The sequence below is a fragment of the Mycobacterium sp. BMJ-28 genome, assembly GCF_054404835.1.
The window spans coordinates 3,640,520-3,661,557 of record NZ_CM136783.1 but is presented as its reverse complement, the minus strand read 5'-3'; the positions used below and the strand labels follow the sequence as shown (position 1 = coordinate 3,661,557).

Annotated in this window: 17 protein-coding genes; 9 read left to right on the top strand and 8 right to left on the bottom strand. The window is 67.1% G+C overall.

The features are described 5' to 3' along the window. Window positions 1-9: 9 nt before the first annotated feature. Both ACXPWS_RS18120 and ACXPWS_RS18115 read right to left on the bottom strand, forming a co-directional pair. Window positions 10-1,560, bottom strand: coding sequence for a cellulase family glycosylhydrolase (locus ACXPWS_RS18120; RefSeq protein ID WP_458707989.1), 1,551 nt, complete (start codon window positions 1,558-1,560; stop codon window positions 10-12). A gap of 238 nt (window positions 1,561-1,798) precedes the next feature. Further along, window positions 1,799-2,215: a hypothetical protein gene (locus ACXPWS_RS18115; protein ID WP_458707988.1), complete on the bottom strand. Its 417-nt coding sequence runs from the start codon at window positions 2,213-2,215 to the stop codon at window positions 1,799-1,801. Between the two features lie 32 nt (window positions 2,216-2,247). Here ACXPWS_RS18115 and ACXPWS_RS18110 point away from each other — a divergent pair, with 32 nt between their 5' ends. The 7 genes from ACXPWS_RS18110 (at window position 2,248) to ppc (ending at window position 11,509) form a co-directional block, all read left to right on the top strand. Then, on the top strand, window positions 2,248-4,023 hold the full coding sequence (locus ACXPWS_RS18110) for an ABC transporter ATP-binding protein (protein ID WP_458707987.1): 1,776 nt from the start codon (window positions 2,248-2,250) through the stop codon (window positions 4,021-4,023). Further along, window positions 4,020-5,012 carry a phospholipase D-like domain-containing protein gene (locus tag ACXPWS_RS18105; protein WP_458707986.1) on the top strand — a complete coding sequence of 331 codons (993 nt, stop codon included), beginning with the start codon at window positions 4,020-4,022 and terminating at the stop codon, window positions 5,010-5,012. Before ACXPWS_RS18110 ends, ACXPWS_RS18105 begins: the two co-directional genes overlap by 4 nt. Before the next feature lie 135 nt (window positions 5,013-5,147). Then, entirely contained in the window at window positions 5,148-6,170 is a 1,023-nt protein-coding gene (gap, locus tag ACXPWS_RS18100; protein ID WP_458707985.1) for a type I glyceraldehyde-3-phosphate dehydrogenase, read from the top strand. A gap of 34 nt (window positions 6,171-6,204) precedes the next feature. Next, window positions 6,205-7,428, top strand: coding sequence for a phosphoglycerate kinase (locus tag ACXPWS_RS18095; RefSeq protein ID WP_458707984.1), 1,224 nt, complete (start codon window positions 6,205-6,207; stop codon window positions 7,426-7,428). 3 nt (window positions 7,429-7,431) lie between these two features. Then, the gene (gene tpiA / locus ACXPWS_RS18090; protein ID WP_458707983.1) at window positions 7,432-8,217 is read left to right on the top strand and encodes a triose-phosphate isomerase; all 786 of its coding nucleotides are present in this window, start codon (window positions 7,432-7,434) and stop codon (window positions 8,215-8,217) included. A gap of 25 nt (window positions 8,218-8,242) precedes the next feature. Further along, complete coding sequence (secG, locus tag ACXPWS_RS18085; RefSeq protein ID WP_458707982.1) at window positions 8,243-8,479, top strand: preprotein translocase subunit SecG; 237 nt, start codon at window positions 8,243-8,245, stop codon at window positions 8,477-8,479. A 213-nt stretch (window positions 8,480-8,692) separates the two neighbouring features. Continuing rightward, on the top strand, window positions 8,693-11,509 hold the full coding sequence (gene ppc / locus ACXPWS_RS18080; RefSeq protein ID WP_458707981.1) for a phosphoenolpyruvate carboxylase: 2,817 nt from the start codon (window positions 8,693-8,695) through the stop codon (window positions 11,507-11,509). A 16-nt stretch (window positions 11,510-11,525) separates the two neighbouring features. Here ppc and pgl read toward each other — a convergent pair whose 3' ends face one another. From pgl to tkt, 5 genes are read right to left on the bottom strand one after another with little or no spacing between them, the layout of a single operon-like run. Continuing rightward, complete coding sequence (gene pgl, locus ACXPWS_RS18075) at window positions 11,526-12,254, bottom strand: 6-phosphogluconolactonase (protein ID WP_458707980.1); 729 nt, start codon at window positions 12,252-12,254, stop codon at window positions 11,526-11,528. Beyond that, window positions 12,247-13,158 (bottom strand): glucose-6-phosphate dehydrogenase assembly protein OpcA, encoded by a 912-nt coding sequence (gene opcA, locus ACXPWS_RS18070; RefSeq protein ID WP_458707979.1) that lies wholly within the window; start codon window positions 13,156-13,158, stop codon window positions 12,247-12,249. Before opcA ends, pgl begins: the two co-directional genes overlap by 8 nt. After that, window positions 13,155-14,699: a glucose-6-phosphate dehydrogenase gene (gene zwf / locus ACXPWS_RS18065; protein ID WP_458707978.1), complete on the bottom strand. Its 1,545-nt coding sequence runs from the start codon at window positions 14,697-14,699 to the stop codon at window positions 13,155-13,157. Before zwf ends, opcA begins: the two co-directional genes overlap by 4 nt. A 28-nt stretch (window positions 14,700-14,727) precedes the next feature. After that, window positions 14,728-15,846, bottom strand: a complete 1,119-nt coding sequence (gene tal / locus ACXPWS_RS18060; RefSeq protein ID WP_458713586.1) for a transaldolase — start codon at window positions 15,844-15,846, stop codon at window positions 14,728-14,730. 16 nt (window positions 15,847-15,862) lie between these two features. Next, complete coding sequence (tkt, locus tag ACXPWS_RS18055) at window positions 15,863-17,956, bottom strand: transketolase (protein WP_458707977.1); 2,094 nt, start codon at window positions 17,954-17,956, stop codon at window positions 15,863-15,865. Window positions 17,957-18,160: 204 nt separating this feature from the next. Between tkt and ACXPWS_RS18050 the strand changes: the two genes are divergently transcribed. After that, window positions 18,161-19,093, top strand: coding sequence for a heme o synthase (locus ACXPWS_RS18050; RefSeq protein WP_458707976.1), 933 nt, complete (start codon window positions 18,161-18,163; stop codon window positions 19,091-19,093). 10 nt (window positions 19,094-19,103) lie between these two features. Further along, window positions 19,104-20,045, top strand: coding sequence for a DUF1254 domain-containing protein (locus ACXPWS_RS18045; protein ID WP_458707975.1), 942 nt, complete (start codon window positions 19,104-19,106; stop codon window positions 20,043-20,045). A gap of 7 nt (window positions 20,046-20,052) precedes the next feature. Here ACXPWS_RS18045 and ACXPWS_RS18040 read toward each other — a convergent pair whose 3' ends face one another. Then, entirely contained in the window at window positions 20,053-21,027 is a 975-nt protein-coding gene (locus tag ACXPWS_RS18040; RefSeq protein WP_458707974.1) for a quinone oxidoreductase family protein, read from the bottom strand. Between the last annotated feature and the right edge of the window lie 11 nt (window positions 21,028-21,038).

Genomic DNA, 21,038 nt, shown 5'->3' with positions numbered 1-21,038 from the left:
CGGTCGGCGTCAGGCGGCCTTGTGGTGCCGCCCGGAATCCGTGGTCCGCTTGGCGCCGTCGGGCGAGCCCTGGTGTGATGCGGCGTGGCGTGGCCCGCGCTTCTGGTGGGTGTTCGCCGGGCCGGTGTCCTGCGATGGCTGTGCGGCCGATGTATCTTGCGGTGCAACAGTTTTCGGCGTGCGCTTGGGCTTTTCGGTGGGTTTGGCGGTGACGCTCTCGACGGTGGCCGCCGCGGCGGTCTTCGCCGAGGTGTGCGACGCGGTGGTTCTGACCGCCGTGGACAGCGATTTGAGCAGACTGCTCACCGCGGTGACCACGCCGGTCGCGAACTGTTTGACCGCCGTCACCGCGCCGGTGACCAATGTGGTGATACCGGTGATGACGGAGTGGATCGTCTGTGCGACCGCCGCCACCAGTTGGCCGAGAAACCGTGCGGGCGTGGACGTGCCGGTGGTGATGGGATGCGCGGCGATCCAGGCCTTGATGACCGCCACCGCCTGCTTGGGCGTCCAGGTGTCGGTGAAGACGCCCAGATTGTCCTCCGCAGTGCTTGATCCGGTTGCCGTGTCGATGAGCGAGTAGATGAAGGACGGCCCGACCCCGGCCTGCGCGGCCCAGGTGGTGAGGAAGTCCTGAATGTAGGTGGCCTGGTTGGCCTCACCGGCCTGGGTGGACGGTTCGCCGTACTCGGTGGCCCAGATCAGTTTGGCCGCATCGCCGTTGGCTTCCATCACCTGACGCAGCTCGTCCAGTTGCTGTAGCGCTGAGTTGGCGAAGGTGGTGCCGGCGGAGAACAGGCTGGTGTAGTTGTACGGATGAAAGGCCAGCGCGTCGAAGAATCCGGCGGCGCCGTCGGCGTACATCTCGTTGAGGAAGGTGACCGGATCGATGGTGGCCGTGCCGATGGTGATCCCGGCCCCGAGCACCCCGCCGACGACCGTCGCTTTCGGATCAACCGCCTTGATCGCGGTGTAGGCGGCCTTCAGCAGCGCGGTGTATGCCGATGCGTCCGGCGTCGGATACCACCCGGTGAATCCGTTGGGCTCATTCCAGATCTCGTAGGCGGAGATCTTGGCAACGCCCTGGTTGGCTGCCGACCCGTAGCGGGACGCGACCGCGGCGACGAAAGAGGCGTAATCCGAGGCCGCGCTCGGCGCACCGTCGGCGACCAGGCCGCCGTACGGCGACGCCCAGGTCGGCGTGCTGGTGATCGCGGCGTCCACGGCGATGCCATAGGACGCGGCGGTGTTCAGCAGCTGGTCGGCCTGGGTCCAGCTGTAGGTGCCGTCGGCGGGTTCCATTGCGCGCCAAGGCAGGAACACCCTGATCTGGCTGACGCCCATCGACTGTAGTTGCGCCATCGCGGTGTTCAGTTCGGTCTGGGTCATGAAGTACAGGCCGGAGTCCGCCATGCCGACCGTCGTCGCGGAGGTGTCGATCGTGGCGGTCAGCTCGACCGTCGAGGCGGTGAGTGCGGGGTGGCCGTGCGACGGCCGGGGGACCGCCGTCAGCCCCGCGGAGGCGCCGACGACGGCCGCCGCCAGCAGGGGGACGGACATGGTGTGAAGCAAAGAAAAGACGTGGCGACGACCAAGCGACATGTCCCACTCCCGATGCTGGGTAAAAGGTCTCCGACCTGTTGGTCAGTGGACCTTAACCCAGTGAGATCGAGCCAGTTGACGACGATTATCAGCAACCCGCAGCGAATTGACGTGGGCGGAAAATGTCCGGTGATTCGCGTGCCGGAAATCGCAAATGTGGCAAAGAGATGGTTCGGGCAGGTCTTGGTTCGAAGGATTACGAATCATGCTGTCGATCAAGAAGAGTCGCAGAGAGGTGGCCGTGCATCGGAACGCCTCGTGTGACTACAGGCAACCATTGGGGCCGGTGGTGCAGCCTTAGCGATCGTCGACGCCGCCCGCGGCTCGCGATCTGACCGCCGTCATCGTCGGCGTCCTCGGCCAGTGAATTCTGCCGGCGGTCGAAAATGCGCCCAGAACAGCAGTTCGCGCGGAAATCGCTGAAACTGGCAATGTTCAATACCGGTTGCCAACGCAACAATCGGCCCGCCGACGCCGCCAGCAAACTGTAGGTGATTTCCCAGGCCTTGAGCAGCACATCGCGATGTGGACGCAGCGCCGGGCAGTCCGTCGGCTGCCGCTCCGGCGCCACCCTCACGTTGTACTGTGTGGCGACAAACTGGACGTCAACCACTTCATTGATCCCATAAAGAGGCGACGGTCGCGATGAGACTGATCCTTGAGTTGATCCGCCCCTACCGGTGGTTGGTCGCCGGCATCTTCGGGGTGCTCGTGCTCCAGATCGTGATGGGCTTGGCCGCGCCCTGGCCGCTGAAGATCGTGCTCGACAGCGTGGTCGGCGACCATCCGCTACCCAGCTGGCTGCACGGGATGCTGCAGCCGATGCTCGGCGGCGAGGGCCGGATGCACATCGCCGGGCTGGCGGCCATCATCGTCATCGTCATCGCGGTCATCGCCGCGGTGGCGACGTATGTCGCCAACTATCTCACCGAGACGGTGGGCCAGCGCATCGGCAACGATCTGCGCACGCGCGCCTACCACCACCTGCAGCAGCTGTCGCTGAACTACTTCGACACTCACCGCGTCGGGCCCATCCTGAGCACGCTCACCGACGACGTCGACACCATCCAGGATTTCGCATCGGCCTCGACGCTGGGCATCGCCACCGACCTGCTGACCATCGTCGGCATGTTGTTCGTGATGCTGTGGCTGCAATGGGATTTCACGCTCGTCGCGCTCGCGGTGGCGCCGCTGCTGCTGTTGTTCGTGTCCCGGATCCGCAAGGCCGTCAAGGCCGCCACCCACGAAGTGCGCCGACGGGAATCCGACATCGTGGCGGTGGCGGAGGAGGGGCTGCAGTCCATCCGGGTGGTCAAGGCGTTCGACCGCGAGGATCTGCAGGAACGTCAACTGGCCATCGCCGGACAGCAGGCAGTGGACGCCGCGCTGAACGCCCGGCGGGTGAAATCGGTGGTGTCGCCGATCGTGGCCGTGGTGGTGGCCTGCTGCACGGCGCTGGTGTTGTGGCGCGGGTCGGCACTCATCCTGGCGGGCGCGATGACGGCGGGCACGCTCACCGTGTTCATCTCCTATCTGGTGTCGTTCTTCAAGCCGGTGCAGGACCTGGCCAAGCTCACCAACACCATCGCGATGGCCTCGGTCGGGGTGGACCGCGTCAACGCCCTGCTCACCGCCCAGACGTCGGTGCAGGAGAAACCCGACGCGGTCGAACCGGCGCGCATCAAGGGCGCCATCGCCTTCGAGCGGGTGGCCTTCAGCTATGACGCCGAAACCCCGGTGCTGCGCGACGTCACCTTCGAGGTGCAACCGGGACAACTGGTGGGCGTCGTCGGGCACACCGGCAGCGGTAAATCCAGTCTGGTCAGCCTGATTCCCCGGTTCTACGACCCCAGCGTGGGCACCGTCCGGATCGACGGTGTCGACCTGCGCGACTACAAGCTGCACGAACTGCGCCGCCAGATCGCCTACGTGCTGCAGGACACGGTGCTGTTCCGCGGCACCATCCGCGACAACATCGCCTTCGGCAGGCCCGACGCCGATCACGACGAAATCGTCGAGATGGCCAAACTGGCCAACGCACACGAATTCATCTCCGAGATGCCGCGTGGGTACGACAGTGCGGTGGGGGACCGCGGACTCACCCTGTCCGGTGGTCAGCGTCAGCGCATCGGCATCGCCCGGGCGCTCATCCGGGACAGCCCGATCCTGATCCTCGACGAACCGACCGCGGCGCTGGACGCGGAATCCGAGCGTCTGGTGATGTCGGCCCTGCAGCACTTGATGGCCGACCGCACGGTGATCACGATCGCCCACCGGCTCAGCACCATTCGGGATGCGGACAAGATCGTGGTGCTGGAGGAGGGTCGTGTCGTCGAAGAGGGCACGCACAACCAATTGCTGACTGCGGGCGGCCGATACGCCGACTTGCACCGCATCCAATACGAGGACAACACACCGTGACGCGTTCGCTGATCATCCTGCCCGACGACTCGGCCAAGCCGGTGCTCGACGCGATCCACGCGGCCGAGAGATCGGTGCGCATCAAGATGTTCGCCTTCAACCACGTGCCACTGCTGGACGCGGTGGTGGCGGCGCACCGGCGCGGGGTGGACGTCAAGGTGATGCTCAACCCCGAGCGCCGAGACGGCGAGACCGACAATGACGCCGCCCGGGATGTGTTGCAGCAGTTCGGTATCGAGGTGCGGGCCAGCAATCCGGCCTTCGACCTGACGCATGAGAAGTCCATGGTCGTCGACGAAGAGCATGCCTTCGTCGAATCGCTGAATTGGACCGATGAGAACTTCACCGTCACCCGGGACTACGCCGTGGTCACCCCCAGCGCCTACGAGGTGGCCGAGATCCTGGACTGCTTCGAGGCCGACTGGGCCCGCCAGGACTTCACCCCGGGCGGGGGCGCCCATCTGATCTGGTGCCCGGCCAACGGCAGGCACCGTATCGCCGATTTCATCGACAGCGCCAAACACACCTTGTTCGTTCAGAACGAGCGCTACCAGGATCCGGTGATCATCGAGCGGCTGGTGCGCGCCGCGCACCGCGGGGTGAAGGTGCACGTGATGGCCCGCGCGGCGCATCACCTGAAGTCCGGCAAGCTGCTCGAGGGTGTCAGCGGGATGCGCATCCTCGACGACGTCGGGATCAAGATCCACCGGCTCAAGCACATGAAGCTGCACGCCAAGATGATTCTGGCCGATCACGAGCGGGCGGTGGTCGGCTCGATCAACTTCTCTCCTGGCAGTTTCGACCATCGCCGCGAGCTGGCCATCGAGGTGACCGACCACCACATCATCACCCGGTTGAACGAGGTGGCGCACCACGACTGGAAACACTCCGAGCCGCTCGATCTGTCCGACGCCGGATTGATCGCCGACCTCGTCGGCACCAATCCCCACGAGGTCGACCAACTCGCGCTGCACGACCGGGACGACTAGGCCGCCTTCCGGCTCGGCAAACCCGCTCGAGCGACAGCGCCCGGCGATCATCTGACCAGCCCGCACGCGCTGTGAGCCGCACTACTAGGCTGATATGCGAGCAGTGTCACCGCCGACTATTCAAGGAGACAACACGTGACCATCCGGGTAGGCGTTAACGGCTTCGGCCGCATCGGGCGCAACTTCTACCGCGCCCTGGCGACTCAGAAGGCCGAGGGCAAGAACACCGACATCGAGATCGTCGCCGTCAATGACCTGACCTCGAACGCCACCCTGGCCCACCTGCTGAAGTTCGATTCGATCCTCGGCCGCCTGCCCCAGGAAGTCACCCTTGAGGGCGACGACACGATCGTCGTCGGCGACCACAAGATCAAGGCACTGTCGGTCAAAGAGGGGCCCGCGGCGCTGCCCTGGGGCGACCTCGGCGTCGACGTCGTGGTCGAGTCCACCGGCATCTTCACCAAGCGCGACAAGGCGCAGGGCCACCTGGATGCGGGCGCCAAGAAGGTCATCATCTCCGCGCCGGCCAGCGATGAGGACATCACCATCGTGCTGGGCGTCAACGACGACAAGTACGACGGCAGCCAGAACATCATCTCCAACGCCTCGTGCACCACGAACTGCCTCGGCCCGCTGGCCAAGGTGCTCAACGACGAGTTCGGCATCGTCAAGGGCCTGATGACCACGATCCACGCCTACACCCAGGACCAGAACCTGCAGGACGGCCCGCACAGCGACCTGCGTCGCGCCCGGGCCGCCGCGATCAACATCGTGCCCACCTCGACCGGTGCCGCCAAGGCCATCGGCCTGGTGCTGCCCGAGTTGAAGGGCAAGCTGGACGGCTACGCGCTGCGGGTGCCGATCCCCACGGGTTCGGTCACCGACCTGACCGCCGAGCTGGCCAAGCCGGGCACCGTCGAGCAGATCAACGCCGCCTTCAAGGCCGCCGCCGACGGCCCGCTCAAGGGCATCCTGAAGTACTACGACGCGCCGATCGTGTCCAGCGATATCGTCACCGACCCGCACAGCTCGCTGTTCGACTCGGGCCTGACCAAGGTCATCGACAACCAGGCGAAGGTCGTCTCGTGGTACGACAACGAGTGGGGCTACTCCAACCGCCTCGTGGATCTGGTTGCGCTGGTCGGCAAGTCGCTTTGACGGGCGAGCGAAGCGACGGGAAGTAGATACAGTCATGGTCGCCACTCTCGACGATCTGCTCACCGAGGGTGTGGAAGGTCGGGGCGTGCTGGTGCGCTCCGACCTGAACGTCCCCCTCGACGACAACGGCGTCATCACCGATCCGGGACGCATCATCGCCTCGGTACCGACGCTGAAAGCGCTGGCCGACGCCGGCGCCAAGGTCGTCGTCACCGCCCATCTGGGCCGCCCCAAGGGCGAACCGGACCCGAAGTTCTCGCTGGCCCCGGTGGCCGCGGCGCTGGGGGAGAAGCTGGGCCGGCACGTCCAGCTGGCCGGTGACGTGGTCGGCACCGACGCGCTGGCCAGGGCCGAGGGCCTGACCGACGGCGACGTGCTGCTGCTGGAGAACATCCGCTTCGACGCGCGGGAGACCAGCAAGGACGACGCCGAACGCCTCGGGCTGGCCAAGGCGCTCGCGGCTCTGGTCGAAGGCGCCGACGGTTCGCCGGGCGCGTTCGTGTCCGACGGTTTCGGCGTGGTGCACCGCAAGCAGGCCTCGGTGTATGACGTGGCGACCCTGCTGCCGCACTACGCGGGCACGCTGGTGGCCACCGAGGTCAAGGTGCTCGAGCAGCTGACCAGCTCCACCGAGCGGCCCTACGCCGTGGTGCTGGGCGGGTCCAAGGTGTCCGACAAGCTCGCGGTCATCGAGAACCTGGCCACCAAGGCCGACAGCATCGTCATCGGTGGCGGCATGTGCTACACTTTCCTTGCCGCGCAAGGGCTTTCGGTGGGCAACTCGCTGTGCCAGGTGGAGATGATCGACACCTGTAAGAAGCTGCTGGAGACCTACGGCGACGTGATCCATCTGCCGGTGGACATCGAGGTGGCCGACGGGTTCGCCGCGGATTCGCCCCATGAGACGGTCGCCGCGGACCGGATCCCGGACGGCAAGATGGGCCTGGACATCGGCCCGGAATCGGTGAAGCGCTTCGCCGCGCTGCTGTCCAACGCCAAGACGGTGTTCTGGAACGGCCCGATGGGCGTGTTCGAGTTCCCGGAGTTCGCGGCGGGCACCAAGGGTGTCGCCGAGGCGATCATCGGTGCCACCGGCAAGGGTGCGTTCAGCGTCGTCGGCGGCGGCGACTCGGCGGCCGCGGTACGTCAGCTGGGTCTGCCCGAGGACGGCTTCTCGCACATCTCGACCGGCGGCGGTGCGTCGCTGGAATACCTGGAGGGCAAGACCTTGCCCGGCATCGACGTTCTGGAGTCTTGAGTCATGGCCCGTAAGCCGCTGATCGCCGGCAACTGGAAGATGAACCTCAACCACTTCGAGGCCATCGCGCTGGTGCAGAAGATCGCATTCGCCTTGCCGGACAAGTACTTCGACAAGGTGGATGTGACCGTGATCCCGCCGTTCACGGATCTGCGCAGTGTGCAGACCCTGGTGGACGGCGACAAGTTGCGGCTGACCTACGGGGCCCAGGACGTGTCCCAGCACGACGCGGGCGCCTACACCGGGGAGATCAGCGGGGCGTTCCTGGCCAAGCTGGGTGTCACCTTCGCTGTCGTCGGGCATTCCGAGCGGCGCACCTACCACGCCGAATCCGACGAACTGGTGGCGGCCAAGGCCAAGGCCGCACTCAAGCACGGCCTCACCCCGATCGTGTGCATCGGCGAGGCGCTGGAGGTCCGTGAAGCGGGCGAGCACGTCGAGTTCAACGTGAACTCGCTGCGCGGATCGCTGGCCGGGCTGAGTGCGGAACAGGTGGCGCAGGTGGTGATTGCCTACGAGCCGGTGTGGGCGATCGGCACCGGCCGGGTGGCCAGCGCCGCGGACGCACAGGAAGTGTGTGCGGCCATCCGAGCGGAGCTGGCCGCGCTGTCGTCGGCGGAGATCGCCGCGGGTGTGCGGGTGCTCTACGGCGGATCCGTCAACGCCAAGAACGTCGGCGAGATCGTCGGTCAGACCGATGTGGACGGCGCGCTGGTCGGTGGCGCCTCGCTGGACGGCGAGCAGTTCGCCACGCTGTCGGCGATCGCGGCGGGCGGGCCGCTGCCATGATTTCGGGCCCGGTAGGCTGATCGCCATGGAACTCGCTCTGCAGATCACCCTGGTCGTCACGAGTGTGCTGACGGTCCTGCTGGTGTTGCTGCACCGCGCCAAGGGCGGCGGCCTGTCCACCCTGTTCGGTGGTGGCGTGCAGTCGAGCCTGTCCGGCTCGACGGTGGTCGAGAAGAACCTGGACCGGCTGACCTACTTCGTGGTGGGTATCTGGGTGGTGTCCATCATCGGCATGGCGCTGCGCATCAAGTACAACGTCTAGGCGCAGGCTGTCATAGCCGGGTGCCAGCGGGCACTCAGTACCGACCCCTAGCCGCGCGGCGGTGCCCCCCGATACTCCCGGCGGTCTCGGCCGCCCGCAGTTGGGCTCCGCGCCGCCGGCTCACCCGCCGAAACCGATCGTGCCCGCCGGCAGATGACCGATACCGCCAGTCTCACCATGCACGGCGAACGGGCGACGCCGATAATCGAACACATGGCTGACAACGGGCGCGTGGACACGGTGCTGGAACCGATCGGATCGGTGCGGCGCACCCACGTCGGACGCGAGGCCACCGAACCGATGCGCGAAGACATCCGCATGCTGGGTGCGATCCTCGGCGACACCGTTCGTGAACAGAACGGCGAACTGGTCTTCGACCTGGTGGAGCGCGCCCGCGTCGGATCCTTCCAGGTGCGCCGCTCCGAGATCGACCGCTCCGATCTCGCCGGCCTGTTCACCGGGATCGACATCCACCTGGCCATCCCCGTCATCCGGGCGTTCACGCATTTCGCCCTGCTGGCCAACGTCGCCGAGGACATCCACCGCGAGCGCCGCCGCGCCGTACACGTCCAGGCCGGCGAGCCGCCACAGGACAGTAGCCTGGCCGCAACATATCTCAAGCTGGAGGACGCCGATCTGGACACCGCGGCGGTCGCCGACGCGTTGCGCGGCGCACTGGTCTCGCCGGTGATCACCGCGCACCCGACCGAGACCCGCCGCCGGACGGTATTCGACACCCAGCACCGGATCACCGAGCTGATGCGGCTGCGCCTGCAGGGCCACACCAGCACCGCGGACGGCCGGGACATCGAGACCGAACTGCGCAGGCACATCCTCACGTTGTGGCAGACGGCGTTGGTGCGGTTGTCCAGGCTGAAGATCTCCGATGAGATCGAAACCGGCCTGCGGTACTACCAGGCCGCGTTCTTCGAGGTCATCCCGCAGGTCAATGCCGAGGTGCGGACCGCGCTGGAGGCCCGCTTCCCGGGGGCCGGGCTGCTGGCCGAACCGATTCTGCGGCCGGGCTCATGGATCGGCGGCGACCGGGACGGCAACCCCAACGTCAACGCCGATATCGTCCGGCTGGCCACCGGCCGGGCCGCGTACACCGCGATCTCGCACTACTTCGACGAACTCACCGCGCTGGAACAGGAGTTGTCCATGTCGGCGCGGCTGGTGCAGGTCAGCCCGGACCTCGCGGCGCTGATCGAGCTGTGCACCGAGCCGGCCCGGGCCGACGAGCCATACCGCCGGGCCCTTCGGGTCATCCACGCCCGGCTGACCGCCACCGCGGCGGCAATCCTGGACCAGCAGCCCGAGGCGGTGCTGGATCTGGGGCTGGAGCCCTATGTCACCCCCAATGAGCTGTTGGCCGACCTGGACGTCGTCGATGCGTCGCTGCGGGCCAACGGCAGTGCGGTGCTGGCCGACGACCGGCTGAATCGGCTGCGGGAGGCGGTGCGGGTCTTCGGGTTTCACCTGTCCGGTCTGGACATGCGACAGAACTCGGAGGTACACGAGGAGGTCATCGCCGAATTGCTGGCCTGGGCCGGCGTGCACCCCGACTACGCATCACTGCCCGAGGCCGACCGGGTGACGCTGCTGGCCGCCGAGATCGCCACGCGCCGGCCGCTGGTCGGCGCGGGCGCCGATCTGTCCGAGCTGGCGCGCAAGGAACTCGGGATCGTCGCGGCGGCGGCGCGCGCGGTGAACGTATTCGGACCGCAGGCGGTGCCCAACTACATCATCTCCATGTGCCAGTCCGTCTCGGACATGCTGGAGGCCGCAGTACTACTCAAAGAGGCTGGGCTGCTTGATGTTTCCGGTGAGCAGCCGTACGCCCCGGTGGGTATCGTGCCGCTGTTCGAGACCATCGACGATCTGCAGCGCGGATCGGCGATCCTGGAGGAGGTACTGGGACTGCCGGTGTACCGGGCCATGGTGAGCGCCCGCGATGATCACCAGGAGATCATGCTCGGCTACTCGGACTCCAACAAGGACGGCGGTTACCTGGCGGCCAACTGGGCGCTGTACCGGGCCGAGCTGGATCTGGTCGAATCGGCTCGCAAGACCGGAATCCGGTTGCGGCTGTTCCACGGTCGCGGAGGCACGGTCGGCCGCGGTGGCGGTCCCAGCTATGACGCCATCCTGGCTCAGCCACCTGGCGCGGTGAACGGCTCGCTGCGCATCACCGAACAGGGTGAGGTGATCGCCGCCAAGTACGCCGAGCCGCGGATCGCGCACCGCAATCTGGAGACGCTGCTGGCGGCCACGCTGGAATCGACCTTGCTCGACGTCGAGGGCCTCGGCGACGCCGCGGAGCCCGCCTATCAGGTGCTCGACGATCTCGCCGCCCGCGCGCAGCGGGCATACGCCGAATTGGTGCACGAGACACCGGGATTCGTCGAGTACTTCAAGGCCTCCACACCCGTCAGTGAGATCGGTGCGCTCAACATCGGCAGCCGGCCCACCTCTCGCAAACCCACCACGGCGATCTCGGACCTGCGGGCCATCCCGTGGGTGCTGGCCTGGAGCCAGTCCCGGGTGATGCTGCCCGGCTGGTACGGCACGGGCGCGGCGTTCGAGGAGTTCCTGGCGCTGGACGGCCCCGAGAACGAGGGCAGCCGGCTGGAGGTTCTCCAGGACCTCTACCGGCGCTGGCCCTTCTTCCGGACCGTACTGTCGAACATGGCGCAGGTGCTGGCCAAGGCCGATATGGGCCTGGCGGCCCGGTATTCGGAACTGGTCGAGGACGAGGCGCTGCGCGCGCGGGTCTTCGACAAGATCGTCGCCGAGCACGACCGGACCATCCGGATGCACCGGCTGATCACCGGCCAGGACGACCTGCTGGCCGACAACGCGGCGCTGGCCCGCTCGGTGTTCAACAGGTTCCCCTACCTGGAACCGCTGAATCACCTGCAGGTTGAATTGCTGCGGCGGCATCGCGCGGGGGACACCGACGAATTGGTGCAGCGCGGCATCCTGCTCACCATGAGCGGGCTGGCCACCGCGCTGCGCAATTCGGGTTAGCAGCCCGAATGGGCCCTCAGAGCTTGGCGGCGGCCGCCTCGTCGAGCAGCCACACCGTCTTCGCCTTGCCGATCGCACCGGCCGCAGGCACCTCCACCGCGGTGGCGCCGCCGATGGCCGCGGCGACCGCCTCGGCCTTCTCGGAGCCGGCGACCACCAGCCACACCTCGCGGGCCCGCGCGACGGCGGGCAGGGTCAGGGTGATCCGGCGCGGCGGGGGCTTGGGGGAGTCGGTCACCGCGACCACCAGCCGGGTGGTCTCCCGCACCGCGGCAGTGTCGGGGAACAGCGAGTTGATGTGGCCCTCGCCGCCCATACCGAGCAGGTGCACGTCGAACTCGGCGGGCAGCAACTTCTCGTACGCGGCCGCGGCATCGTCGATGGCGTCGCCGAACTCACCGTCACTGGCCGCCATGGCGTGCACGTTGGCCGCCGGGATGTCGATGCTCTCCAGCAACGCCTCCCGGGTCTGCTTGTAGTTGCGGTCATCGTCGGCGGCGGGCACGAAGCGTTCGTCACCCCAGAACAGCTGCACCTTGGACCAGTCGATATCGGCACCGAAACCCGCCACGTGGCGCAGCAGCTTGATGCCCACCGTTCCGCCGGTCAACACGATCGCGGCCTCGCCGCGATTGGCGATCGCCGAGGTGATGGCCCCCACCAGCCGGGCGCCGGCGGCGGCGGCCAGTTCGTCGGCGTCGAGATACTTCTCGATCAGCCGCTCGGGTTGGATCTCCTCAGACATAAGCCACCTTGTCGATTCCCTGCAGTGCTTCGAAATAGATCTCATCGGCGTCCAGGCGCCGCATGTCCTCGGCCAGACAGTCGCGGGTTTCCCTGCGGGCCAACGGAATCTGCGCGTCCGGTTTGGTGGTGCGGGTCAGCGTCGCGGTCACCCCGTCCTGCGGGCGGCTCAGCACGATGGTCTCGTCGGCCCGGATCAGTTCGACCTTGAGGTCCCCGACCGCACGCGACACCGGGCAGTCCAGCCGGCCGGCCAACCAGCCGGCCAGCACGTCGAGGGCCGGTTCGTCCTTGAGCCCGGACACCACCACCGAGGTGACCGGCCCGTAGGGCGGCTGGTCCAGCGCCGCGGCCAGCAGCGCCCGCCAGTACGTGATGCGGCTCCATGCCAGATCGGTGTCGCCGGGGGTGTAGCCGGCCAGCCTGCTCTTGATACAGGCCAGCGGGTCGGCACCGTTGGTGGCATCGGTGATCCGGCGGATCGCCAACTTGCCCAGTGGATCCTCGGCAGGCACCTTGGGGGCCAGGTCCGGCCACCACGTCACCACCGGGGTGTCGGGCAGCAGGAACGGGATGACCACGCTGCTCGCATGATTGGCCAGCGGGCCGGACAGCCTCAGCACGACCACCTCGTTGGCGCCGGCATCGCGGCCCACCCGCAGCTGGGCGTCCAGCCGGGCGTCGGTGGTCAGCCGGTCACCGGGGATGACCACGATGACGCGGCAGGGATGCTCACGGCTGGCGGCGTTGGCGGCCTCGATCGACTCCTCCAGCAGCGATTCGCTGTCGGGGGCGATCACCAGCGTCAGCACCCGTCCGAGGGTGATGGCGCCACCCTCCTCGCGCAGCGCGACGATCTTCTTGTTGATGGCACCGGTATTGGTGTCCGGCAGGTCCACTATCACGGTCGCCTCCATTCGCGTCCGGTGCGGCGCAACATCTCGAACGCCGAATCCGGGCCCCACGTTCCGGACTCGTACGGATCGGGCTTACCGTGCGAGGCCCAGTACTCCAGTGCGGGATCCAATATCTTCCAGGCCAATTCGACCTCGGCGTTGACCGGGAACAGGGACGGCTCGCCCAGCAGCACGTCGAGGATCAGCCGTTCGTACGCCTCGGGTGACTCCTCGGCGAACGCCGATCCGTAGGAGAAGTCCATGCTGACGTCGCGGACCTCCATCAGGTGGCCGGGAACCTTGGACCCGAAGCGCAGGGTGATGCCCTCGTCGGGCTGCACCCGGATCACCAGTGCGTTCTGGCCGAGCTCATCGGTCATGGTGGCGTCGAACGGCAGATGGGGTGCCCGTTTGAACACCAGGGCGATCTCGGTCACCCTGCGGCCCAAGCGTTTTCCGGTGCGCAGATAGAACGGCACCCCGGCCCAGCGACGGGTGTCCACGTCCAGCGTGATGGCCGCGAAGGTTTCCGTCGTCGAGGTCTGGGAGAAGCCCTCCTCGTCGAGAAGGCCGACGACCTTCTCGCCGCCCTGCCAGCCCGCCGCGTACTGCCCGCGCGAGGTGGTCTGATCCAGCGGCTCGGCCAGCCGGGTCGCCGAGAGCACCTTGATCTTCTCGGCCTGCAGCTCGGCCGGGGAGAAGCTGACGGGTTCCTCCATGGCCGTCAGCGCCAGCAGCTGCAGCAGATGGTTCTGGATGACGTCGCGCGCCGCACCGACGCCGTCGTAATAGCCGCCGCGACCGCCGAGCCCGATGTCCTCGGCCATGGTGATCTGCACGCTGTCGACGTAGTGCGAGTTGAGCACCGGTTCGAACATCTCGTTGGCGAAGCGCAGCGCCAGGATGTTCTGCACCGTCTCCTTACCCAGGTAGTGATCGATGCGGAACACCGACGACTCCGGGAAGACGCTGTTGACCACGCCGTTGAGCTCCTCGGCGCTCTTGAGGTCGTGCCCGAACGGCTTCTCGATGACCACCCGGCTCCAGCTGCCTTCGGGCTTGTCGGCCAGTCCGGACTTGGACAGCTGCTCGCAGACCTGAGGGAACGCCTTCGGCGGGATGGACAGGTAGAACGCGTGATTGCCGCTGGTGCCGCGCTCCACGTCGAGCTTGTGCAGGGTGTCCTTCAATCGTTCGAAAGACGCCTCGTCGTCGAACGTGCCCTGGACGAACCGGAAGCCCTCGGCCAGCCGGTCCCACACCTCCTGGCGGAACGGGGTGCGGGCATGCTGCTGGACCGCCTCATACACGATCTTGCCGAAATCCTCGTCCGCCCAGTCCCGCCGGGCGAATCCGACCAGCGCGAAGCTGGGCGGCAGCAGGCCGCGATTGGCCAGGTCGTAGATGGCCGGCATCAACTTCTTGCGGGCCAGGTCGCCGGTGACGCCGAAGATCACCACGGCACACGGTCCCGCGATGCGGGGCATCCGCTTGTCGCGCTTGTCCCGCAACGGGTTCAGCCACGCGGGAATCGTTTTGGTGGAGCTCATCGCAACCCTCTACTCTTCGCGCGAGCGGTCATTTCTTTGCGGCGTCCAGCTGTCCCTGGGTGGCCTCGAGCAACTCGCCCCAGGACTTCTCGAACTTGTCGACACCTTCGTTCTCCAGCACCAGGAACACGTCGGTGAGGTCGATGCCGATGGCCGAGAGCTTGTCGAAGACTTCCTGCGCCTCGGCGGCGGTGCCCGAGATGGTGTCACCGGTGACGGCGCCGTGGTCGGCGACGGCCTCCAAGGTCTTCTCCGGCATGGTGTTCACCGTGTTGGCCGCCACCAGTTCGGTGACGTACAGGGTGTCGGAGTAGTCCGGGTTCTTGACTCCGGTCGAGGCCCACAGCGGCCGCTGCACGCGGGCGCCGGCTTCGGCCAGCTTGAGGAACCGCCCGCCGCCGAACACCTCTTCGTAGGCGGCGTAGGCCAGCCGGGCGTTGGCCACCCCGGCCAGCCCGCGCAGCGCCAGCGCCTCGGGCGAGCCGATCTTCTCCAGCCGCGCGTCGATCTCGGTGTCCACCCGGGACACGAAGAACGAAGCCACCGAATGGATCTTGGCCAGGTCGTGGCCCGCCTCGGCGGCCTTCTCCAGGCCGGTCAGGTAGGCGTCCATCACCGCACGATGGCGCTCCACCGAGAAGATCAGGGTGACGTTGACCGAGATGCCCTCGGCGATCACCGCGGTGATGGCGGGCAGGCCGGCCTCGGTGGCGGGGATCTTGATCAGCAGATTGGGACGGTCGACGATCTTCCACAGCTCGATGGCCTGCAGGATCGTCTTGTCGGTGTCGTGCGCGAGCCGGGGGTCCACCTCGATGGAGACCCGGCCGTCGACGCCGCCGGAGGCCTCATAGGCCTTGGCCAGCACGTCGCAGGCGTTGCGGACATCGTCGGTGGTGACCGTGCGGATGGTGGCGTCCACGTCGGCGCCCCGCTCGGCCAGTTCTTTGACCTGGGCGTCATACGCGGTGCCCTTGGACAGCGCGGCCTGGAAGATCGACGGGTTGGTGGTGACCCCGACGACGCTGCGGGTGTCGATCAGCTGCTGCAGGTTGCCGGTCTGCAGCCGGTCGCGGGACAGGTCGTCGAGCCAAACGGATACGCCCGCGGCGCTCAGTGCCGCGAGATTCGGGTTCTGCGTCATGATTTCGCTCTTTTCTGGATTAGTTGTCGAGTGAGCGTTCGGCTGCGGCGACGACGGCCTCTGCGGTGAAGCCGAACTCGCGGAACAGCGTCTTGTCGTCCGCCGACTCGCCGTAGTGCTCGATCGAGATGATCTCGCCGGTGTCGCCGACCAGCTTGTGCCACGGTTGTGCGATCCCGGCCTCGACCGCGACACGTGCCGAGACGTCGGGCGGGAGCACCGAGTCGCGGTACTCCTTGGGCTGGGACTCGAACCATTCGACGCACGGCATCGAGACCACGTAGGCGACGATGTCCTTGGCGGCCAACTGCTTCTGCGCCTCGACCGCCAGCTGCAACTCCGAGCCGGTGGCGATCAGGAGCACGTCGGCGTCATCGGCGGGATTGCCGCCACCGAGCACGTAACCACCCTTGGCCACACCCTCGCTGCTGGTGCCCTCCAGCACCGGGATGCCCTGTCGGGTCAGGATGAAACCCACCGGCCCGCTGCCGTTGCCGCGCGCGATGATGCTGCGCCACGCGTAGGCGGTCTCGTTGGGGTCGCCGGGGCGGACCACGGAGAGATTCGGGATGGCCCGCAGCGCGGCGAGGTGCTCGATCGGCTGATGGGTGGGGCCGTCCTCGCCCAGACCGATCGAGTCGTGCGTCCAGATGTAGATGGTGTCGATGTCCATCAGGGACGCCAGTCGCACCGCGGGCCGCATGTAGTCGGAGAACTGCATGAACGTGCCGCCGAAGGCGCGGGTCGGCCCGTGCAGCACGATGCCGGACAGGATCGAGCCCATCGCGTGCTCCCGGATACCGAAGTGCAGCACCCGGCCATACGGGCTGGCGGTGTAGTCCGAGGTGGAGATCGACGGCGGACCGAAGGAGTCCACGCCCTTGATGGTGGTGTTGTTGCTGCCGGCGAGATCGGCCGAGCCGCCCCACAGTTCGGGCAGCTTGGGGGCGACGTCGTTGAGCACCTGGCCGAACGCGGCACGGGTGGCCAGCGCCTTGGAGCCCGGCTCCCAATGGGTGATGTCGGCGTCCCAGCCCTCGGGCAGTTCGTTCGCCAGCAGCCGATCCAGCAGTTTCTTGCGCTCCGGTTCCCGCTGCGCCCAGGCATCGAACCCGGTCTGCCACTTCTGGTGGGCTTCCCGGCCCCGGTCGATCAGCTTGCGGGTGTGCTCGATGACCTCGGGGCGCACCTCGAAGGTCTTGTCCGGGTCGAAACCCAGCACCTTCTTGGTCGCCGCCACCTCGTCGTCGCCCAGCGCCGACCCGTGCACGCCACCGGTGTTCATCTTGGTGGGTGCGGGGTAGCCGATGATGGTGCGCACCGCGATGAACGACGGCTTGTCGGTGACCTTCTTGGCCTCCTCGATCGCCGCCTCGATGCCGGTGACGTTCTCACCGCCCTCGACCTCCTGGACGTGCCAGCCGTAGGCCCGGTAACGGGCCGCGACGTCCTCGCTCAGGGCGATGTCGGTGTCGTGCTCGATGGAGATGTGGTTCTTGTCGTAGAAGACGATCAGGTTGCCCAGCTGCTGGGTGCCCGCCAGCGAGGAGGCCTCGCTGGTGACGCCCTCCTCGATATCGCCGTCGGAGGCGATCACGTAGATGAAGTGGTCGAACGGACTGGTGCCCGGTGCCGCGTCGGGGTCGAACAGGCCGCGCTCGTACCGGGCCGCCATCGCCATCCCGACCGAGCTGGCCAGGCCCTGGCCCAGCGGGCCGGTGGTGATCTCCACGCCCTTGGTGTGCCGGAACTCCGGGTGCCCGGGAGTCTTGGACTTCCACGTCCGCAGCGCCTCGATGTCCTCGAGTTCCAGACCGAAACCGCCCAAGTACAGCTGCAGGTACAGCGTCAGGCTGGAATGCCCACAGGACAGGATGAAGCGGTCGCGGCCCAGCCAGTGCACATCGCTGGGGTCATGGCGCAGCTGACGCTGGAACAGGGTGTAGGCCAGCGGGGCCAGGCTCATCGCGGTGCCCGGATGGCCGTTGCCCACCTTCTGCACGGCGTCGGCGGCCAGGACACGGACGGTGTCGACGGCGACCGAGTCGAGATCCGTCCAGTCGTCCGGGTGGTTGGGGCGGGTGAGGGCGGAAATCTCCTCGGTGGTGGTCACTACGCGTGCTCCTAGCGTCTGCGAGATCAGCTGCTTGTTCCTCTAAAACACCCTAGTGGGACCGACTCATCCGTGGCAGACCGGTCGGCACACGTTTACTTGGCTGTTCACCGGAATTGACCCTGCGGTGTCGGGCCCACAGACCCGCGGTCTACCATCGTCTGTAGTAGAAGCCCGCGTAACGCTGCCCGAGGAGTTATTTGCGTGAGCATTCGCGAGCGCCGGTCAGCTAGCGGAGCACCCAGCCGGATCCGTACCACCTTTCTGGCCTATTTGGCGCTGACCAAACCGCGTGTGATCGAGCTGTTGCTGGTCACGGCGATTCCGGCCATGTTGCTGGCCGACCGCGGCACGGTCAATCCGTTGCTGATCCTGAACACCTTGATCGGCGGCATGATGGCCGCCGCAGGCGCCAACACGCTGAACTGTGTTGCCGACGCCGATATCGACAAGGTGATGAAGCGCACCGCGCTGCGGCCGCTGGCCCGTGCGACGGTGCCCACCCGGCATGCGCTGATCTTCGGTCTGGTGCTCTCGGCCGGCTCGTTCGGCTGGTTGTGGGCGACGACGAACCTGCTCTCGGGCGTGCTGGGTCTGGTCACCATCGCCTTCTACGTGTTCGTCTACACCCTGCTGCTGAAGCGCCGTACCTCGCAGAACGTGGTGTGGGGCGGTGCCGCGGGATGTATGCCGGTGATGATCGGCTGGTCGGCGGTGACCGGGACCATCCAATGGCCCGCGTTGGTGATGTTCGCGGTCATCTTCTTCTGGACACCGCCGCACACCTGGGCGCTGGCCATGCGTTACAAGGACGACTACAAGGCCGCCGGGGTGCCGATGCTGCCCGCGGTCGCCACCGAGCGGCAGGTCACCAGGCAGATCCTGATCTACACCTGGCTGACGGTGCTGACCACGCTGGCGCTGGCGTTGGCCACGGGATGGCTGTACGCGTCGGTGGCGCTGCTGGCCGGCGTCTGGTTCCTGGCGATGGCCCATCAGCTGTACGCCGGGGTCAAGCGCGGTGAGCCGGTGAAGCCGCTGCGCTTGTTCCTGCAGTCGAACAATTACCTGGCCGTGGTGTTCTGCGCGCTGGCCGTCGATTCCGCTCTGGGTCTTCCGACGCTGCTGGGCCACTAGATTCGTCGGTATGAGCCGACTGGTCAGCCCGGACAACTTCGCACGCGCCGAGTCCGACGGATATTTCGCCGGTATCGCCGGGGACGGCGGATTCGCCGGCTTCCTGCACTTTCGTGAGCTCAGCCCGATCGACCACCAGGTGGTGATCCGGCAGAACCGCGACACCTTGTATTCCGCCGGCGTTTTCGATCTCGACGCCGGCGACGTCACGATCACGCTGCCCGAGAGTGCGGGCCGGTTCATGTCGGTGCAGCTGATCAGCGAGGACCACTACACGATCGAGGTGGCCTACGCGCCGGCGACGGTCATCGCCTCCCGCGACATCGTGGGCACCCGGTACGCGCTGGCCGCGATCCGCACGCTGGTCGACCCGTTCGACCCCGCGGATCTGACCGCCGTGCACGCGCTGCAGGATGCGGTCGAGGTGACCCAGCCGGAGCCGGGCCGCTTCGAGATTCCGGAATGGGATCCGGTGAGTCAGAAGACGGTGCGCGATGCGCTGATCACCCTGTCGACGACGCTGACCGACTCGACCCGCACCTTCGGCGCCGTGAACGAGGTCGATCCGGTGCATCATCTGATCGGTTCGGCATTCGCCTGGGGCGGTAACCCGGAACGCGATGCGTTGTATCTCACCGTCGTGCCGCCGGCGAACGACGGTGCCACGGTGCACCGGCTGACGGTCAAAGATGTGCCGGTGGACGGCTTCTGGTCGGTGACCGTGTACAACAAGGACGGCTACTTCGAGCCGAACGCGCAGAATTCCTATTCGGTGAACAACATCACCGCCCACCCGGATGCCGACGGCGCGACGACCATCCAGTTCGGCGGCACCGGCGCGGCCAATCTGCTGCCCGTCACCGATGGCTGGAACTACATCGTGCGGTTGTACCGGCCGCGGCCGGAGATCCTCGACGGGTCGTGGACGTTCCCGGCGGCGCAGCCGGTGTAGCGACCGGCTAGGGCACCAACACGATCGACCCCACCGTCTTACGGCCCTGCAGATCGATGTGGGCACGGGCGGCATCGGCCAGCGGATAGCGCTCGCTGACCGTCACCGAGATCGAACCGTCGGCGATCGCGCTCAACAGTTCTCCTGCGCGCCAAGCGAATTCGTCGGCCGTTCGGGTGAAGTCGCCGAGTTTGGGCCGGGTCAGCAACACCGAGCCGGCCGCGTTGAGTCGCTGCGGATCGACCGGTGGCACCGGCCCGCTGGCCGCACCGAACAGCGCCAGTGTGCCGCGCACCGCCAGGCTGGCCAGGCTTGCGTCGAAGGTGGAGGCCCCGACGCCGTCGTATACCGCGGCGACGCCGGCCCCGGCGGTGAGTTCCCGGACGGCCGCGCCGAACTCGGCCGGATCCTCGGGGTAGTCCAGCACCTCGACCGCACCGGCCTGGCGGGACAACGCCGCCTTCTCCGGCGTCGACGCCGTGGTGATCACCCGGGTGCCCAGGCTGGTGGCCCATTGGGTGAGGATCAGCCCCACGCCGCCCGCGCCGGCGTGCACCAGGATGGTGTCCGACGGCTGCACGGCGTACACGGATTTGATCAGATAGTGCGCCGTCATGCCCTTGAGCAGCGCCGAGGCCACCGCTTCGGGTGCCACGCCGTCGGGCACATAGGCCACCCGGTCGCTCTTGGCGACGCAGTAATCGGCGTAGGCGCCCTCGGCGTCGGCGGTCACCACCCGGTCGCCGACGGCCAGCGCCGCGACATCCTCACCGACCGCCGCGACGGTGCCGCACACCTCGGTGCCGACCACGAACGGGACATCACGCTTGTACAGCCCGGACCGGAAGTAGGTGTCGATGAAGTTCACGCCGATGGCCTCGGCCTTGATCAGCACCTGACCCGGCCCGGCAACCGGCTCGGGCTTCTCGATGTAGGTGAGGACCTCGGGTCCTCCGGTCTCGGCGACTTCGATGGCATGCATGCCACCTATCA

Bases quoted from the DNA above. Each gene is read 5' to 3' on its own strand.
- ACXPWS_RS18120 (WP_458707989.1), bottom strand. From the start codon at position 1,560: ATGTCCGTCCCCCTGCTGGCGGCGGCCGTCGTCGGCGCCTCCGCGGGG.
- ppc (WP_458707981.1), top strand. From the start codon at position 8,693: ATGGCTGACAACGGGCGCGTGGACACGGTGCTGGAACCGATCGGATCG.
- ACXPWS_RS18110 (WP_458707987.1), top strand. From the start codon at position 2,248: ATGAGACTGATCCTTGAGTTGATCCGCCCCTACCGGTGGTTGGTCGCC.
- secG (WP_458707982.1), top strand. From the start codon at position 8,243: ATGGAACTCGCTCTGCAGATCACCCTGGTCGTCACGAGTGTGCTGACG.
- ACXPWS_RS18045 (WP_458707975.1), top strand. From the start codon at position 19,104: ATGAGCCGACTGGTCAGCCCGGACAACTTCGCACGCGCCGAGTCCGAC.
- ACXPWS_RS18095 (WP_458707984.1), top strand. From the start codon at position 6,205: ATGGTCGCCACTCTCGACGATCTGCTCACCGAGGGTGTGGAAGGTCGG.
- ACXPWS_RS18040 (WP_458707974.1), bottom strand. From the start codon at position 21,027: ATGCATGCCATCGAAGTCGCCGAGACCGGAGGACCCGAGGTCCTCACC.
- tpiA (WP_458707983.1), top strand. From the start codon at position 7,432: ATGGCCCGTAAGCCGCTGATCGCCGGCAACTGGAAGATGAACCTCAAC.
- pgl (WP_458707980.1), bottom strand. From the start codon at position 12,254: ATGTCTGAGGAGATCCAACCCGAGCGGCTGATCGAGAAGTATCTCGAC.
- zwf (WP_458707978.1), bottom strand. From the start codon at position 14,699: ATGAGCTCCACCAAAACGATTCCCGCGTGGCTGAACCCGTTGCGGGAC.